Annotated in this window: 19 protein-coding genes; 7 read left to right on the top strand and 12 right to left on the bottom strand. The window is 29.2% G+C overall.

Features of this window, described 5'->3' with window-relative positions:
* The first annotated feature begins 211 nt into the window (after positions 1-211).
* From GYM73_RS00390 to GYM73_RS00375, 4 genes are all read left to right on the top strand, one after another.
* Entirely contained in the window at positions 212-739 is a 528-nt protein-coding gene (locus GYM73_RS00390) for an NUDIX domain-containing protein (protein WP_105296355.1), read from the top strand.
* Positions 740-1,203: 464 nt separating this feature from the next.
* Entirely contained in the window at positions 1,204-1,527 is a 324-nt protein-coding gene (locus GYM73_RS00385) for an MGMT family protein (protein WP_105296595.1), read from the top strand.
* Positions 1,528-1,589: 62 nt separating this feature from the next.
* On the top strand, positions 1,590-3,449 hold the full coding sequence (locus GYM73_RS00380; protein ID WP_220233786.1) for an Nramp family divalent metal transporter: 1,860 nt from the start codon (positions 1,590-1,592) through the stop codon (positions 3,447-3,449).
* A gap of 192 nt (positions 3,450-3,641) precedes the next feature.
* Positions 3,642-4,277 carry a Pr6Pr family membrane protein gene (locus GYM73_RS00375; protein WP_220233785.1) on the top strand — a complete coding sequence of 212 codons (636 nt, stop codon included), beginning with the start codon at positions 3,642-3,644 and terminating at the stop codon, positions 4,275-4,277.
* Positions 4,278-4,369: 92 nt separating this feature from the next.
* On the opposite strand, the gene tsf is transcribed toward GYM73_RS00375, so the two are convergent.
* The 4 genes from tsf to rplM form a co-directional block, all read right to left on the bottom strand.
* Positions 4,370-5,188: a translation elongation factor Ts gene (gene tsf / locus GYM73_RS00370; RefSeq protein WP_105296358.1), complete on the bottom strand. Its 819-nt coding sequence runs from the start codon at positions 5,186-5,188 to the stop codon at positions 4,370-4,372.
* 24 nt (positions 5,189-5,212) lie between these two features.
* Positions 5,213-6,013, bottom strand: coding sequence for a 30S ribosomal protein S2 (gene rpsB / locus GYM73_RS00365; RefSeq protein WP_160542526.1), 801 nt, complete (start codon positions 6,011-6,013; stop codon positions 5,213-5,215).
* Positions 6,014-6,179: 166 nt separating this feature from the next.
* The gene (gene rpsI, locus GYM73_RS00360) at positions 6,180-6,566 is read right to left on the bottom strand and encodes a 30S ribosomal protein S9 (RefSeq protein ID WP_105296360.1); all 387 of its coding nucleotides are present in this window, start codon (positions 6,564-6,566) and stop codon (positions 6,180-6,182) included.
* 6 nt (positions 6,567-6,572) lie between these two features.
* Positions 6,573-7,028, bottom strand: a complete 456-nt coding sequence (gene rplM / locus GYM73_RS00355) for a 50S ribosomal protein L13 (RefSeq protein ID WP_220233784.1) — start codon at positions 7,026-7,028, stop codon at positions 6,573-6,575.
* A 269-nt stretch (positions 7,029-7,297) separates the two neighbouring features.
* Here rplM and GYM73_RS10000 point away from each other — a divergent pair, with 269 nt between their 5' ends.
* The 3 genes from GYM73_RS10000 to GYM73_RS00340 all read left to right on the top strand — a co-directional run bounded on the left by GYM73_RS10000 (position 7,298) and on the right by GYM73_RS00340 (position 11,371).
* Positions 7,298-8,335, top strand: a complete 1,038-nt coding sequence (locus tag GYM73_RS10000; protein ID WP_220233783.1) for an acyltransferase — start codon at positions 7,298-7,300, stop codon at positions 8,333-8,335.
* Positions 8,336-8,402: 67 nt separating this feature from the next.
* Positions 8,403-10,649, top strand: a complete 2,247-nt coding sequence (locus GYM73_RS00345) for a two-component regulator propeller domain-containing protein (protein ID WP_220233782.1) — start codon at positions 8,403-8,405, stop codon at positions 10,647-10,649.
* Between the two features lie 11 nt (positions 10,650-10,660).
* The gene (locus tag GYM73_RS00340; protein ID WP_220233781.1) at positions 10,661-11,371 is read left to right on the top strand and encodes a DNA repair protein RecO; all 711 of its coding nucleotides are present in this window, start codon (positions 10,661-10,663) and stop codon (positions 11,369-11,371) included.
* A gap of 16 nt (positions 11,372-11,387) precedes the next feature.
* Here GYM73_RS00340 and mnmA read toward each other — a convergent pair whose 3' ends face one another.
* From mnmA to GYM73_RS00300, 8 genes are all read right to left on the bottom strand, one after another.
* The gene (mnmA, locus tag GYM73_RS00335) at positions 11,388-12,572 is read right to left on the bottom strand and encodes a tRNA 2-thiouridine(34) synthase MnmA (RefSeq protein WP_220233780.1); all 1,185 of its coding nucleotides are present in this window, start codon (positions 12,570-12,572) and stop codon (positions 11,388-11,390) included.
* Positions 12,573-12,637: 65 nt separating this feature from the next.
* Complete coding sequence (gene yajC, locus GYM73_RS00330; protein ID WP_105296364.1) at positions 12,638-12,964, bottom strand: preprotein translocase subunit YajC; 327 nt, start codon at positions 12,962-12,964, stop codon at positions 12,638-12,640.
* 18 nt (positions 12,965-12,982) lie between these two features.
* Entirely contained in the window at positions 12,983-13,435 is a 453-nt protein-coding gene (locus GYM73_RS00325; protein ID WP_220233779.1) for a DUF1573 domain-containing protein, read from the bottom strand.
* A gap of 12 nt (positions 13,436-13,447) precedes the next feature.
* Positions 13,448-14,353 (bottom strand): transcription antitermination factor NusB, encoded by a 906-nt coding sequence (nusB, locus tag GYM73_RS00320; protein ID WP_105296366.1) that lies wholly within the window; start codon positions 14,351-14,353, stop codon positions 13,448-13,450.
* A 64-nt stretch (positions 14,354-14,417) separates the two neighbouring features.
* Positions 14,418-14,744: a preprotein translocase subunit SecG gene (secG, locus tag GYM73_RS00315; protein ID WP_105296367.1), complete on the bottom strand. Its 327-nt coding sequence runs from the start codon at positions 14,742-14,744 to the stop codon at positions 14,418-14,420.
* A gap of 1 nt (position 14,745) precedes the next feature.
* Positions 14,746-15,891, bottom strand: coding sequence for a hypothetical protein (locus GYM73_RS00310; protein ID WP_220233778.1), 1,146 nt, complete (start codon positions 15,889-15,891; stop codon positions 14,746-14,748).
* A 3-nt stretch (positions 15,892-15,894) separates the two neighbouring features.
* Positions 15,895-16,404, bottom strand: coding sequence for an LptE family protein (locus tag GYM73_RS00305; protein WP_105296369.1), 510 nt, complete (start codon positions 16,402-16,404; stop codon positions 15,895-15,897).
* Complete coding sequence (locus tag GYM73_RS00300; RefSeq protein WP_105296370.1) at positions 16,388-17,665, bottom strand: sigma-54-dependent Fis family transcriptional regulator; 1,278 nt, start codon at positions 17,663-17,665, stop codon at positions 16,388-16,390. Before GYM73_RS00300 ends, GYM73_RS00305 begins: the two co-directional genes overlap by 17 nt.
* Positions 17,666-17,670: the final 5 nt, after the last annotated feature.

Genomic DNA, 17,670 nt, shown 5'->3' with positions numbered 1-17,670 from the left:
TATGATAGATTTACAAAGACCAATGTATGAAATAATATTAATTTTGAAGATTTGTAAAATATTATATTATATAATTCTTTTATTAATAATTTCTATTTAAATGTTACTATTTATTTTGAAAAGTATTTTCTATTATTTTCATATAAAATTATTTTTGATATCTATATTTTTAAAATACTTAATTAAATTTGGGTATTAAAACTTATGTGATATGCAACCCATTTTCAAATTCTGCCCAAATTGTAAAAGTGATCATTTAGAATATCCGCATGGATCTAAAATTGTATGTTTAGATTGTAATTTTGAATACTATCACAATACAGCCGGAGCAACCGCTGTGGTTATTCAGAAAAATGATGAAATATTATTTACTATTAGAAACAAAGAACCTAAAAAAGGCTTTTTAGATCTGGCAGGAGGATTTATTGAAGCCGAAGAAACTGCTGAACATGGAAGTTTTAGGGAATTACAAGAAGAATTAAATATATCGATTGATTTGTCTAAATTAGAATATATATGTTCCCATCCTAATACTTATTTGTACAAAAACATCTTATACAATACCATTGATTTATTCTTTCTTTATAAAGATGAGAATTTATCTATCGGAGATTATGATCCGATTGAATTAAAAGGATATGTGTGGAAAAAATTATCCGATATAGATCTTAATGAAATTGCTTTCGACAGTCACAAGAAAACGCTAACTCTTTTGAAAAATAATTTAAAGGGATCTTAAGTATACTTGTTTTCTTGTAAATTATGAAAGCGTATCGGTATGATTATTAATTTTATATTAAATTTTAAACCATTATAATTAAAAAACAAGTCTAAAAAAGAAATGATTCTAATTAAATTAGAATCATTTCTTTATTTTTACTTTCAAATTTAATAAAAAACAATAATTATTTATAGAAAGTAAAAATCTCAAATTCTCATTTTTTTTGATATGTTTGAAGCCTAAACTTCCTGTCCTGCTAATATAATAAATTATATTTTATATATAAAATTTAAAGCAAATAATTTAATAATAATCAATAAATTTTATTCTTTACTTGTAAAATTACTAATAGAAGAACACAAAACGTATTATCTTTTTTTCTTACTTTTCAGTACTTAAAATGTTTTAAAAAAATTTAGTTACATCGCATTTTATTTGCTTACACTAGTTAATTATTGAAAATTATTTTTTTCATTTATTCCATGGAATCTACCAATTTTTATGAAAGGGTATATGAAATTGTACGAAAAATACCTTACGGTAAAGTAACCACTTACGGACATATTGCGGCTTATTTGGGAGTTAAAAGTTCCTCCCGAATGGTAGGTTATGCCATGAATTCTTCCCATTCAATATCAGACATTCCGGCTCACAGAGTTGTAAACCGAAACGGAATGTTAACGGGAAAATTCCATTTTCCCACCCCTACACTTATGGAAGAACTTTTAGAAAATGAAGGAATCCCAATTAAAAACGATAAGATCATTAATTTTAAAGATTATTTATGGATACCTGAAAATGATTGATATTATTATTTTACAATGCAAAAATTTTATTTAAATTTGCAAATATTAGAAAAGCCTAACAATTGAGTAAGAAATCTCTTCAAGAAGTTCATGAAAGTATAAATACCGAAAATCCAAAAAGATGGAAAAGGATACTTTCTTTTTTCGGACCGGCTTACCTAGTGGCCGTTGGATATCTTGATCCCGGAAACTGGGCAACTGACATTGCCGGAGGTAGCAAATTTGGATATGCTTTAATCTGGGTTCTATTAATGAGCAATATTATGGCATTATTGCTTCAAGCATTAAGTGCTCGTTTAGGTATTGTTCGCGGATTAGATTTGGCTCAAACTAACAGGGAGTACTATCCGAAATGGATGAACTATATTCTATATGGTTTTGCTGAAATAGCGATAGCTGCAACAGATTTAGCCGAAGTTTTAGGAATGGCCATTGGTTTACAGCTTCTTTTCGGACTTGATCTTATTTGGGGTGTTTGGTTGGCTGCGTTGGACACATTGCTGTTACTTGTTTTACAACGATTTGGTATACGAAAAATGGAAGCGTTTATCATCGCTTTGGTGGCTATTATAGGAGGTTGTTTTCTTATTGAAATGTTTTTAGCTAAGCCTGATCTTATTGAAGTTTCTAAAGGATTTAAACCTACTCTTCCCAATACTGAGGCTTTATATATTGCAATTGGAATTATTGGGGCAACTGTTATGCCGCATAATTTGTATCTTCATTCCGCTTTGGTTCAAACCAGAAAAATTAAGCGAGATTATGAATCCATAAAACGAGCCATTAAATATAATTTTTTTGACAGTCTCATCGCATTAAACATGGCTTTTTTTGTAAATGCTGCCATTTTAGTGCTTGCTGCTTCAACTTTTTATAGTGCCGGATTACATGATATAGAAGGATTGCATGATGCATATAAAATGCTATCCAATTTATTAGGTCCTCTTTCTCCTGTTCTTTTTGCTATTGCTTTAATTGCTGCCGGTCAAAGCTCTACCGTAACCGGAACGCTTGCCGGTCAAATTGTTATGGAAGGGTACTTGCACTTTAGAATGAATCCTGCTTTACGAAGGTTATTAACACGTATTATAGCTATTATACCGGCTGTGATTGTAATAAGCCTGTTGGGGGAAAGTTCAGTTGATGAAATGCTTATTTTTAGTCAAGTGCTTTTAAGTATGCAGTTAGGTTTTGCCGTAATCCCTTTAATCCATTTTGTTAGTGATAAAGAAAAAATGGGAAAATTTGCCATTAAATTACCTTTAAAAATTATATCTTGGATCGTATGTACAATCATTATCCTGTTAAATATAAAGTTAATTTACGACGAAGAAATTAATGTTTATTACAATGAGGATATAATTTTAAGTGTAAAAATTATTTTGGGAATTATATCTTTAGGCTTATTATTATTCTTGATTTGTATTGTTTTATATCCTTGGATAAAAAAGTCCCAAAAAATAAATTTTGGTATTCACCAATTACCTTCTCAAAAGAGTATAGATAAATTACATCCATTTAAAGTTATTGGCATAGCATTGGATTTTACTAAAGGCGATCAGCGGGTTCTGAATTACTTACCAATTTTCGCTGATATTAGTTCTCGAATTGTATTGTTTCATGTTACTGAAAGTGCTTCTGCAAACTATAACGGTAAATTAGCGAATGATTACGAAGTGAAATTCGATCAAAATAAATTGGATGATTATAAAAATTTTCTACTAAAAGAAGGATATATGAATGTCGAGACTAAATTAGGATTTGGTAATCCTACTATTTCACTTCCTAAATTAATTAATGATACTAAAGTTGATGTCTTACTAATGGCAAAACATGAATATAAGGGAATCCCTGATTTTACGTTTGGTATAATGGCTAATCGATTAAGCAATAAAACGAACGTTCCTATTTTAGTAGTATAAATTAGAATTTAGAATATTTTACTTCTATATTTAGCTTTATAATGATCATTTCACTAATCATACATGGTTTTACAATTATTTAAAAGTGTGTATATTTTATTTAAATCAATTGTAAATGTGAACTCTAACTTTTTTATGAAACTTATTTTATAAAATTTTTACACGAGTTAATCTTTAATAAATTTACCATTCATGAGAATATTTTTTAATTTAATACTTATTTTTTTGGTGTTTTTCAGTATTGGTACAGAAACCTATAATTACGTCTATGGAGACATTCACCCATCGATCTTAAATGAAAAATCCAAATTCAATCGATTGATTTATTATTACAGCTATTTTACTGTTCAATCTAATATTGCGGTAGGTATTAGCTCTTTACTCTTACTTTTTAAACCTGATTATTCTAAAAAATGGTTTCGCATTTTACGAATAGACGGTATTATTTGTATAGTTATTACATGCATCGTTTATAATTTAATGCTCAGGCATGATCATAATGTAAAAGGAATTATGCGATTTACCAATGAAGCTTTGCATATATTCATACCTTTTTTGGCTGTATTGTATTGGTTATTATACGGTCCCAGAAAATTATTGGATAAAAAAACTACTTTTTTTGCGATTATTCCTCCTTTAATTTATGTCATATATATTTTTACAAGAGGTCATTTCACCAATATGTATCCTTATCCATTTTTGGATGCCGGTGAAATAGGCTTATTTCAAGCTTTATTGAATACGGGAGCTGTTGTATTGTTGTTTTTATTTCTAGAATTTATCCTTATATATATGGATAATCAATTGATAAAAAAGGATCAATCTTAAATTAAAGTTTTAATTTTTAGAATTGTGGAAGATACTTATTTAAAATAAAAAAGACTGCATAATGCAGTCTTTTTGTATATATTATTTTGAAATTATAATCGTATAAATCCGGTTATTTTAACTTCAGGATCAATTGATTTTACATAATCTTCTACTGAAGTTTTTTCACCCATAATATAATCTTGTTTTAACAAAGTATTATCCTTAAAGAACTTGTTAAGTTTTCCTTTGGCTATATTTTCAAGCATAGCTTCCGGTTTTCCTTCTTGACGTAATTGATCTTTAGCAATTTCAAGTTCTTTTTCAATTACACTTGAATCCACCTGAGTTTCATCTAATGCAATAGGATTCATAGCTGCAACTTGCATAGAAATATTTTTAGCTACTTCTGCTGCCTGATCAAAAGACTTTGATAAACCAACTGCTGAAGCTATTTTATTTCCCGCATGTATATAGGAACCTACAAATGGAGCTTCCAAAGTTTTAAATCCGGATATTTCAATTTTTTCACCGATTACACCTGTTTGTTCTATAAGCTTTTCACTTACAGGAATACCATTGAAATCGGCAGCTAATAATTCTTCTTTTGTATTGAAATTTAAAGCAAGATTTGCAAAATCCTTAGCTAATTTAACAAAATCTTCGTTTTTTGCAACAAAGTCAGTTTCACAACTTAATTTTATTACAACAGCTTTTGTATTGGATTCGTTAACTGCAGCTATTACAGCTCCTTCAAGATTTTCTCTATCTGCTCTGTTTGCAGCAACTTTTTGTCCTTTTTTTCTTAATAAGTCAACCGCTTTGTCGAAATCTCCTTCAGCTTCAACTAAAGCTTTTTTTGAGTCCATCATTCCTGCTCCTGTAGCATTTCTTAGTTTTGCTACATCAGCTGCTTTTGGTGAATATGACATCTTTATTTTTATTTAAATTTAACTTTATTCTGCGTTATTTTCTTCTTGATTTTCAGAAACTTCAGAGTCATTAGTGTCTTGTACTAAAACATCTTCTTCTTCTGCAGCACCTTCTTCTTTAGCTTTCGCTTTTTCTGCTTTTCTTACACTTAACCCTTCTTTAATAGAGTTAGTAACAGTTTCTAAAATCAAATCAATTGATTTGGATGCATCATCATTTCCGGGAATTGGGAAATCAACCAATTGAGGATCTGAATTCGTATCAACGATTGCAAAAACAGGAATACCTAATTTTTTTGCTTCCGTTACAGCGATATGTTCTCTTAGTATATCTACTACGAAAAGAGCAGATGGTAAACGAGTCATATCAGCAATAGATCCTAAGTTTTTTTCAAGTTTAGCTCTTTGACGATCTACTTGTAATTTTTCTTTTTTAGATAGAGTTTCAAAAGTACCGTCTTTTTTCATTCTATCGATAGAATTCATTTTTTTAACAGCTTTTCGGATGGTAACAAAGTTTGTTAACATTCCTCCCGGCCATCTTTCTGTAATATAAGGCATATTTACAGATTCTGCATGTTTTGCAACAATGTCTTTTGCTTGTTTTTTGGTTGCAACAAACAAGATTTTTCTTCCTGATGTAGCAATTTTTCCTAAAGCGTTTGATGCCTCATCTAATTTTACAGAGGTTTTGTGCAAATCAATAATGTGGATTCCATTTTTCTCCATAAAAATGTAAGGAGCCATATGTGGATTCCATTTTCTGGTAAGGTGACCAAAATGCACTCCGGCATTTAAAAGGTCTTTTACATCTACTTTTGCCATACTTTTTTTAGTTTACGTTCCGCAGTTTTTGCAATCAACTTAAAGTTTAACTTTAAAGTTTGGATGCTAAACTAAACGGCAAGTTTAAATTATTTATAAAATTGTTATTTTTTAATATAAAATAACCACTACAAAATAGTGGTTATAAATATCGTTATTAGTCAGATTAACGTTTAGAGAATTGGAATCTTTTACGTGCTTTTTTCTGACCGAATTTCTTTCTTTCAACCATTCTAGGATCTCTAGTTAGAAGACCTTCTGGTTTTAAAACTGTTCTGTTTTCTTCATTTAAAGAAACTAAAGCTCTAGATATTGCTAATCTGATAGCCTCAGCTTGTCCTGTTACTCCTCCTCCATATACATTTACTTTAATATCATACTGACCTAAAGTTTCAGTTAATTGGAAAGGTTGTGCAATTTTGTATTGTAATACTTCTGTAGGAAAATAAACTTTATAGTCTTTTCCATTTATGGTAAACTCTCCTTTTCCTTCAGAAAGATATACTCTTGCGACAGATGTTTTTCTTCTTCCTATTTTATGTGTAACTGCCATTATTTTTTAGATGAAAGCGTTAATATCAAATGTTTTAGGTTGTTGAGCTGCTTGTTCATGCTCTACTCCTTCATATAAGTATAAATTTTTAAGTACTTTTCTTCCTAATTTATTTTTAGGAAGCATACCTTTCACTGCATACTCCAACAATCTTCTAGAATCCTTTACCTTAACTTCGGCAACACTTGAAAATTTTTGTCCACCGGGATATCCTGTATATCTTACATATTCTTTTTGATCTGTTTTATCTCCGGATAAAACAACTTTTCCAGCATTGATAACAACAATATTATCACCACAATCTGCATGTGGAGTAAAATTTGTTTTGTGTTTCCCTCGCAAAATTTTAGCTATTTTAGAAGCTAAACGACCTAATTTTTGTCCTTCTGCATCAATAAGTAACCACTCTTTATTTGCAGTCTCTTTATTTGCCGATATGGTTTTGTAACTTAGTGTATTCACTTTTCTTATTTTTCCTTTATTAAAAAATCGCCCTAAATAGGGTTGCAAATTTAAAAAATATTTTTAATTTAACAAATATCTTATGAACATTTTATCGTTTTTATTTGTGTTATTGTATGTAGCTCTATTTCATTAGATCTTCTATATGTCCAATCATCTTATTTAACAAAGATGAGCTTGATAATTTAATTATCTTTTTTATTTAAATTTATTGCCTTTTAATATTATATTTAATTATAATTTTATTATTCTAAAACTAAATACTTTTAATGTATAAAAATAATTTTGATTTTTTACGTTTACTACTTTCAATTTTAATAATTATAAATCATTCGTATGATTTAATAAATAATAATACTTACTACTTATTGGAAGATTTTTTTAAATTTGGTTTCGGCAATTTACGTTCAAAAAGTTTTTTTATTATTAGCGGTTTTTTAATATATGGGAGTTTATTAAAGAGTGACTCTTTACTCAAATTTTACTGGAAAAGATTTTTAAGAATATATCCGGGGCTACTAATTATGCTATGTCTTACAATTTTATTGTTACCGTTTGCTTATGATAAGAGTTTATCGAATTATCTTAGCAATAAAGATGTTTATACTTATATTCCTAACAATTTGTCTTTATTTAATTTACAATATGAAATAGCGGGAATTTTTGAAAATAATCCTTTTCCCAAGGTCATAAATGGGTCATTATGGACATTACGTTATGAATTTTTCTTTTATTTTTTAATTTCAATTTTGTTTTTCTTTAAAAAAAATATTTCATTTATTAAAATATTTTTAATAAGTCTTTTATTTGTATACTTCGGTTTATTTTTATATTTTCAAACTCATATTCCTACCTCAATTAAACTTCATTTTACGACTCTCTCTATTTCATTTATCTCAGGTATTCTATTAACTGTTTTCAATTTCCATAAGCTGAATAATAAACATATTAAAATTACATTTTTTATCTCAACTTCATTGTTTTTAATAGTCATAAATACTCTGCATGAACCTTATTATTCATTATTTCAATATTTTTTACTTCCATTTATTATTATATCCTTTGGATTATTGTCTATATACCCATTTAACCGAATACATATTATAGGGGATCTTTCTTATGGAATTTATATTTCGGCTTTCGTAATTCAACAATTTATCATTAATTTCTTTCCTGTAATTAACCCTCTGATTTTAGCAATACTAACTATTGTTTTATCTTCTATTTATGCATATTTTTCATGGAATTTTATTGAAAAGAAATTTTTAAAATTCAAAAATTATAATCCAACTAAATTTTTTAAATAAAATAAATTCTTAATACGACATTTTTACGTTAAATCTAGTAATTTTACAAGCATTACATATAATTTCTATGAAAAAGCTTAGTTTTTTAATTTTATTAATTTTTACCGGTCTTTGCAATAGTCAAAATACCAGATGGAAAGATTATTTTTCTTATTTTAATATTAAAGCTATTCAAAAAGTTGATAATCTTATTTTCAGTGCAACTCAAAACGGTTTGTACTCTTATAATGAATCAACCGGGGAAATTAAGAAATTTTCAAAAGCTAATGGTCTTCACGAAGTTAATATTACTGCTTTCGCTTATAATTCCGATAATAAAGCTTTACTCGTTGGTTATAAATCCGGTAAATTGGACATAGTAAAGCAAGACGTGATCCATTTAATTGTGGATATTCCTTTTGATCGAAATTATCAAGGAAATAAAAGAATTAATCATATATATACTGAAGGTGACTATGCGGTACTTTCCATGGACTTTGGAATTACTTTATTCGATTTAAAGAAGCTTGAATTTAAAGAAACTTGTTATTTTAAACAAGGTCTTAACTATTATAAAGTACAGGAAAGCGTAATTTTTAATAATAAAATATTTGCCGCTTCAACTAATGGTATTTATTATCATCCTATCGATCATTTAATTCCAAATTTTACTGCTTGGAATCTTACCAATGCCGGAAATAATTTTAATCAAATAATTAAAAATAATACATCTTTACTTATAAGCTCCAACCAAACCATTCATAAAAGTGATGATGAGGGAATTAGTTGGCAAAATAAAGGTAATTACATTGATTTAAAAGATATTATTTCTATTGATGGGGGCTTTTTATTGGTTCAAAAAAATAAATTAGTTGTACTAAATGAATCTTTTCAAATTTTAAAATCTCTTGAATTTTCTGATGACCTTACCACCGGTCTTTACTCTAATGGAATTTTTTATGCAGGAACTCAATTAAAAGGCCTTATTAGAAACAGCACGTATCTTGTTCCGGACGGACCCTTTAATAACCATTCTTATTCATTAACTATCTATGATAATCAGTTATGGGTCGCCCCGGGAGGACGGAACATTGATAATTATTACCAATCGAATCCCAATTCCTATGGTTTTTATCATTTTAACGGTCAAAAATGGAATCATATAGATTCTAAGAGTATTAATAACGAACGGTATATTATGAAAGTTATTCCTAATGTTAATAACATTCATGAAGTTTTCGTGATCTCTTATAGTAATGGATTGATAAAAATGGTAAATGATCAAATGAAAATTATTTATAATCGGACCAATTCTCCAATAATTAAATATGAGCGATTAGTTGGCGGAAATTTTGATTCCAATGGTAACTTAATTATGGTTCAATCATTTGCTGCAGAATCTAACAATGGTGTTAATAATGCCATTATCATAAAAACGCCTAATGATCAATTTAAATTTTTAAGTCTTTTACCTAAAAGATTTCATTTAGCGGGAGGAGCTATGAATCCGTATATAGATTCCCAAGGATATATATGGGTTCCTTCTCCAAGAAATAACGGACTGGTTGTATATAAATATAACCGAACCCCGCTTACTACTTCTGATGATAATATTTATTTAATTGATTCCAATAAAAATAGCGGAAACTTACCTTCTAATAATATATTATGCGTTGAATTAGATAAATTCGGAACTGCTTGGATAGGAACCGACAGCGGTCTTCGTATTTTTAGAAATCCTTATCAATCATTAGAATCAGGAAACTATAATACCGAAAGAATTATTATTACTCAAAACGGTTTAGGTGAAGAAGTTTTACGAGAAACTAAGGTTACGGCAATAAAAACCGATGGCGCTAACAGAAAATGGATTGGTACACATAGTTCAGGTGTTTTTTACTTATCGGAAGACGGAACAACTCTTTTAAATAGATTTACGGAAGAAAATTCTCCTTTACCTTCTAATCTTATTACGGATATACAAATCGATAAGACCGGTGAAGTTTATTTTGTTACTCCTTCAGGTATTGTTTCTTATAGAGGAGACATTATTGATTCAGGAGATGATTTTGGAGAAATTGTTGCCTATCCTAATCCGGTTAGACCCGGTTATACAGGAAATATCACGATACACGGATTAGCCCATGATGCTTTTGTTAAAATTACTGACGTAGCGGGTAACCTGGTGTATGAGACTAAAGCACCCGGAGGCGTTGCAACCTGGAATGGAACTAATTTTAATGGAAAACCTGTTGCTTCAGGGATTTATTTAGTTTTAATGAGCAATTCTGAAGGAAAAAAACATGCTACAACCAAAATTGCAATTATTCGTTAAGCTTAAAAGAAATGATTGAAACTACTAAAGCTATCGTATTGTCTTTTTTAAAATATGGAGATTCTTCTCTTATTGTAAAATGCTATACCGAAAATTTTGGTTATAAAAGTTTTATTTTAAAAAATTCTTTTTCTAAAAAAAATAGAAAAAGCCATTTTATCTTTTTATTTAATGAAATTGAAGTTACTTTTTATTCTAAAAAAAACCATTCTTTAGAGTTGATTAAAGAAATTCATCAAGCTCATATTTTCAATACCATTCATACAAATATTATCAAGTCTTCGATAATAACGTTTATTGGAGAAATGGTGAACCAAACGCTAAAAAACGAGGAAGCACAGGACACATCTTTATATAATTTTATTAAAAGCAGTTTAATTGATTTAGATACAAAAGACAGTTACTTTTCTGATTTCCATCTTTATTTTTTACTGCATCTTTCGAAATATATTGGGTTTTATCCCTTAGAAAATGATTCAGAATTTCCTTATTTTAATATTAAAGAGGGTATTTTTTCTTTAAAAGCTGATACTGTTTCAAGGGAAGAAAATGCTCATTTATGGAAGCAATTACTTTCTTATGATTTTAACTCTTTAAAAAATTGCTTTACTAATTCAGAGCGTAAACAGATGCTTTCAGAAATAATAACTTATTTTGAAATGCATTTGTCTAATTTTAAAAAACCTATTTCTTTAGATATTTTAAAATTAATTTTTGATTAAATATTACTAATTAAAATCAAGAGATTACTCCGCTTCCGAATAATTCATCTTCAACATACCAAGCCGCAAATTGCCCTCGAGTAATTGCTGATTGCAAATTTTCAAATTCAATGAAAATTCCTTCTTCAAATTGATGCAAAATTGCCTCTTGCAAAGATTGTCTATATCTTATCCTGACTCGAACTCTCATTGTTTCTCCTATCTTCATTTGCAGGTCTTCTCTAACCCAATGTACTTCTTTTTGATCTATAAATAGAGCTTTTCTAAATAATCCGGGATGATTTTTACCCTCACCTACATAGATTGTATTGTTTTGTACATCGGTATCTAATACAAAGCATGGTTCGATATGCCCTCCTATTCCTAAACCTTTTCTTTGACCGATGGTATAATAATGCGCTCCTGAATGTTCACCGATCACTTTGCCATCCTCTATAGTATATTGAAAAGGAGTTGACAAATAAATTAATTCTTCTTTTTTAGTTGAAAATGATTGTTCTTCTTTTTTATATGTAGGATTATCTGAAAAAATTTCAACCAAATTTCCTTTTTTAGGTTTTAATTTTTGTTGTAAAAAGTCAGGCAATCTTATTTTCCCAATAAAGCATAATCCTTGAGAATCCTTTTTATTTGCAGTAACTAAACCAATTTCACTTGCAATTTGCCTTACTTCCGGCTTGGTTAAATTTCCTATAGGAAATAAGGTTTTGGAAAGCTGGTATTGATTAAGTTGACATAAAAAATAGGATTGGTCTTTGTTGGAATCTATACCTGCTAAAAGCTGATAAATTGTTTGGCCTTCGTTATTCAATGATTGAACACGTGCATAATGACCGGTTGCCACTTTATCTGCCCCTAAAGATAAAGCTGTTTTAAGAAATATATCAAACTTGATTTCTCTGTTGCATAATACATCCGGATTAGGGGTACGTCCTGATTCGTATTCATGAAACATGTAATCAACAATTCTTTCTTTATATACTTCAGAAAGGTCTATGACTTGATAGGGAATATTAAGTTTTTGAGCTATTAGCAATGCATCATTGCTATCTTCTACCCATGGACATTCATCTTCCAGTGTAAATTCAGAATCGTTCCAATTCTTCATGAATAAACCTATAACTTCATGACCTTGTTGTTGCAATAAATATGCTGCAACACTTGAATCTACTCCTCCCGATAAACCTACTACTACTTTCATTTTATATAATTAAAAAGCATACTCTATATACCATAGAATATGCTTTATGATTTATTTATAATCGTTTACTTCTTTGCAGGTGCATTTTCCGGATATCTTGCTATAGACAATTCTCTGGAAATTGCTGATTTTTCGATTTTTATTTTTCCCGCCATAGTTTCAATAATAAGTCCATCATCCATTATTTCCGCAACTTTTCCATGTATACCGGAAGTGGTAACTATTCTTGTTCCTTTAGCTATATTATCTTGAAAATTCTTTTCTTGTTTTTGTCTTTTTGTTTGCGGTCTAATAAAAAAGAAGTAAAACACCACAAATAGAAGGACTAGGGGAAGGAATGCTCCTGCTTGTTCCATAAAACCTCCTTTTGCTTGTAAAATTATTGTTAACATTTTTATTTAAATTTATTTTTAATTAACTTTTGCTTGAAATTTAATTACTTTAGTTTCAAAGTTTCCTGAAACAGCTATTGTTTTAAGTACTTCTCCTTCAAAATTTGAAGAATCAAAAGTAACTGTAATTTCTCCTTTCTTGCCCGGATATACAGGTTCTTTAGTATATTTTGGAGTGGTACACCCACAGGAAGGACGTACTTCTGAAATTAATAAAGGACGTTTTCCATCATTGGTAAATTTAAAAACATGGGAGACTTCTTGCCCCCTTTTTATATCCTTAAAATCATACGTATCTTCATTAAATTTTATAATAGATTCTTCGGTTATTTTGGGTACACCATGAGTATTTTTAGTATTCGTATTATCCTGTACGGTACTTTTGATTTGCTTTTGAGAAGAATTTTCTTTTTTGCAACCGATGGTGAATAACATACCTATTAATAAAAATATTACTGCTGACTTTTTCATTTTTCAGGATGTTTAAACTTTATTCATATCTCTAGCATATCTGTCTAAAATACCATTAATAAATACATTACTTTTAGCGCTAGAATAAACTTTTGCTAATTCAATACATTCATTAATAACAACTTTAGCCGGAACTTGAGGGAAATAATTGAGTTCTGTAAATCCCATTGCCAATATGATTTTATCTATTTCCGCAATTCTATCCAACTCCCAGTTATTTGATCTTTTTTCAATTAATTTTAAACTTTCCGGATAGTGTTTAACCGTGGTCCTGAATAAATTTTTTGCAAATAAAATACCCTCATCCGATTTTAAAACTTGAATTAATGTATCAAAGGGTGCTCCTTCCTCAATAGACTTGATAGTCTTCAGGGTCATATTATTGGCAATATGAACATCATCTGCCCAAGAAAGTTTTAATTCCTCAAACCATTCATACATGATGTCATTATCTGCTATATGCTTTAAAAACAGTTTAAGCAATACTTTTTTTTCCGACTCAAAATCTGTTTCTTTACTTTGCATATACTCTAAATAACTTCGCGATGTTTGAAATTTTTTAAAAATAATTGCCGGATAATTATTATTTAAATGCCACGATAATTCTAAATGTTTGTCCGAATACTCTTTTCTAGCTTTGTTTTTCTCTAACAGCTCAAATATCTTATTATTAACAAACTTAAGATTAGGATTTTTTTCCTCATCTGTGGCAAAACGTTTTTGCTTTTTCCTTTCTATTACTTCAAGAGCATAATCTCTCACAGCCAATAGAAGATTTAGTTGATATATATATAAATCATATATCTCATCTATAGACTGGAACATTCTATTTTCAACATATTCTAACTCATTCCCACTTATATTATACGCATACAGAACCTGTAGAATTTTTTCTCTAATTTGCCTTCTTCCTAACACAACAATAAATTTTTAAGAACTTTGTTAATACTATATTTTTAGTGTTAATTATTACAAGTATATTTTACTTAACGTTAGTTTTAGGCAAAGCCTGTTCTTGTTGAGGGGTTGAAGACTGTTTTGAGTTTTGGGTTGGAGTTGATGTATATATAGTTGGCTTTGCAATCAATACCGATGCAAAAATTGACAATACTACTATTACTCCTCCTAAGGTCCAAGTTGCCTTCTCCATAAAATCATTTGTTTTCTGAACACCGAACATTTGTGTTCCACTACCTCCGAAAGTTGAACTTAAACCTCCTCCTTTTGGATTTTGCGACAAAACAACTAATATTAGCAAAACGCATGCGATAATGATAAATATCATTAGTATTCCATATACTGCTGTCATATTATTTTGAATTTTTTATCTTTTTTATTCTTCTTATTTCCGAGGCAAAATAACTACTTTTTTCTGGATATTTCAAACTTAATATCTTAAAAGCTGTTAATGCTGTATCATATTTACCTTGCTCTACATATAATTGAGCTAAGGTAATAGTCATTAAATTTGCAATGTCCTGAATTTCTTCTTTTTTAAATTCTACGTCTTTACTATATTTCGTGTCTTTTGCAACCGGTTTTATCTTGGGATTATTTTCAATAAAATTTGAAATAATGCTATTTTGTTTTTCTTGTTGTGGTATTACTTTTTCAGATTTTAAAGCTTTTTTTTGCTTGGAAAGTGAGATCCATTGATTAAAAGTTAATTTGTCCGATTCCAAAGTAATTTCCTCTTGTTTGTTTTCAATACTTGGTTCGCTTAACTGAATTTCATTGATTTCATTACCAACCAAATCTTCCTTTACTTCTTCTTCAATTTCCGAATGTTCAATTTCAGTACTTTCTTCCCTATTCTCGAAATTTTCTTCATTTTCTTTTTCTAAGCTTGAAGTAAATAAATGTGATATTCCTAACTTTTCTATATTGGTATAGGTGACATCACTGTTTAAAAAGATTTTCTTATTATCCTTATCATCTTCATTAGTTAAAAGTAATTGAATTTTAGAATGATCTTCTATAGGTTCAATTTCTATATTGTTGTTATTTACTAATTCTTCGGATATTTTTTGTTCATTTATAATTTCAGAATTTGAATCTATTGCTTTCAATTGGGTTAAACTGCTATCCTCTTCCATAAATTCATTACTAACAATATTTTCAAGAACTATAGTTTCTTCAAATTTATTATCATCTGCTTGTAAAATTTCATCTTCTTTTTTATCGATCAATTCCTCTGCTGTAATTGGTTCTACTAACTTCTTGTTAGTATCAATGGATTTTTTTATTAATTCTCGATAGTTCGTATAAATTGAAACCTTTTTAATATCTTCATTAGTTAACGGTTCTGATACATATCTATTTTTCCAATTTAAATAAATTAAATGAAACGATTGAGAAAATGGATAGTGAGTTATTAAATCTTCCACATAATTCTTATCGGAAAATTTAAGTTTTTCAGGGTTTTCTATTAACTGTATAATTCTACTATTATCCATAACTTACCAATCGGCTACTATCGCTAAAAATATTTGATCAATAATTCTTTGATTGATTTTCTGGGCAAGATCATCTTGAACGTTAATCAATAATTCTTTGCTAGAATAATCTTCATAATCGGAAAAAGTTTTTTCGAAACTCTTTTCAGGCTGCTTTTTATTTTCGTATCTAACAGAAACGCTTATCGTCAATCTGTTTTGCGTTGCTTCGTCGGAATTACTTTGTATATTTACCGGACTGGTTGAAAAGTTAGTTATTTCTCCTTCTAAAATGATATCCGGATCTATATTAGTCTCTACAAGCTTCGTTCTTTGATTAAATCTACTTTGTAAGGCGGTAGTAAAATCTACACTTAAATTCGGGCTTTGATAAGCTGAATAATTAGGAAATGATTTTATTTCTATAGTTTTTATATCGGGATCCAAAGAAGCCCCTGTGAATGAATAACATCCGGACAAAGATATAAAAAAAATTCCTATTATGAGTAATATGATTTTATTCTTCAATATCATATTGTTTTATTTTTCTATATAATGTTCTTTCCGAAATCCCCAACTCTTTTGCTGCTAATTTACGTTTTCCATTATACTTTTCTAAAGCTTTTTTAATAAGTTCCTCTTCCTTTCTTTGTAAAGATAAAGATTCCGAATTGTTGGATACATCTTCATATTCGTAGTCATCCAAAATTTCATGATACTCATTAACTGATGAAGGAACTGTCGGTATGACGGGTTTTTCATCATAATAAACAAGAGAATCTCCCGATTTAGGAATATCATAATCTTTATATACTCGTTGGAAAAGATCCTGATCATTTGAGTTTAGCATCAAATCGCCTTTATTTTTAATGAGTTCTAAAGTCAACGCTTTCAAATCGTTGAGATCTTTTTTCATATCGAATAAAAACTTATATAATATTTCCCTTTCACTGGAAAAATCGGAATGATTTTCATTTTGCTTGGAAAAGTTTACTAAAGACGTGGTTTGTGGAATGTCTTTTAAATATTCTTTTACCTTATCTATAGACAAATTCCTGTTGGTTTCCACCACCGTAATTTGTTCGGTAAAATTTCTTAATTGACGGATATTTCCCGGCCAATAATAATTTTGAATGTAGGACATGGCTTCTTCCGATAAACTCACTGAAGGCATTCTATATTTTTCTGAAAAGTCAACTGCAAATTTTCTGAAAAGTAAAGGAATATCATCCTTCCTTTCCCTTAAAGCAGGTATATCAATCTGTACTGTATTTAACCTGTAATATAAATCTTCTCTGAATCTGCCTTTTTTAATTGCTTCTAATAAATTAACATTAGTCGCAGCTACAATTCTTATATTTGTTTTTTGAATAGTAGATGATCCGACTTTCATAAATTCACCACTTTCCAATACTCTTAATAAACGAACTTGCGTTTGCAAAGGCAATTCTCCTACTTCATCTAAAAAAATGGTTCCTCCATCTGCTACTTCAAAATATCCTTTACGAACTTTATCTGCACCCGTAAAAGCTCCTTTTTCGTGACCAAAAAGCTCTGAATCTATGGTCCCTTCGGGAATTGCTCCACAATTAACAGCAATATATTGTTTATGTTTTCTTGGTGAAAGATTATGAATTATTTTAGGAATAAACTCTTTTCCTACCCCACTTTCTCCAATTACCAAAACAGAAATATCTGTAGGTGCTACTTGCATAGCTTTTTCTAAAGCCCTGTTAAGTGCAAGGTTATTTCCAATTATTCCGAATCTTTGTTTTATTGCCTGTAATGAATCCATAATAT

Source organism: Apibacter sp. ESL0432, assembly GCF_019469225.1.
Classification (GTDB): Bacteria; Bacteroidota; Bacteroidia; order Flavobacteriales; family Weeksellaceae; genus Apibacter.
Note: the sequence above shows the minus strand (reverse complement) of the source record. Positions and strands in the feature narration are given on the sequence as shown.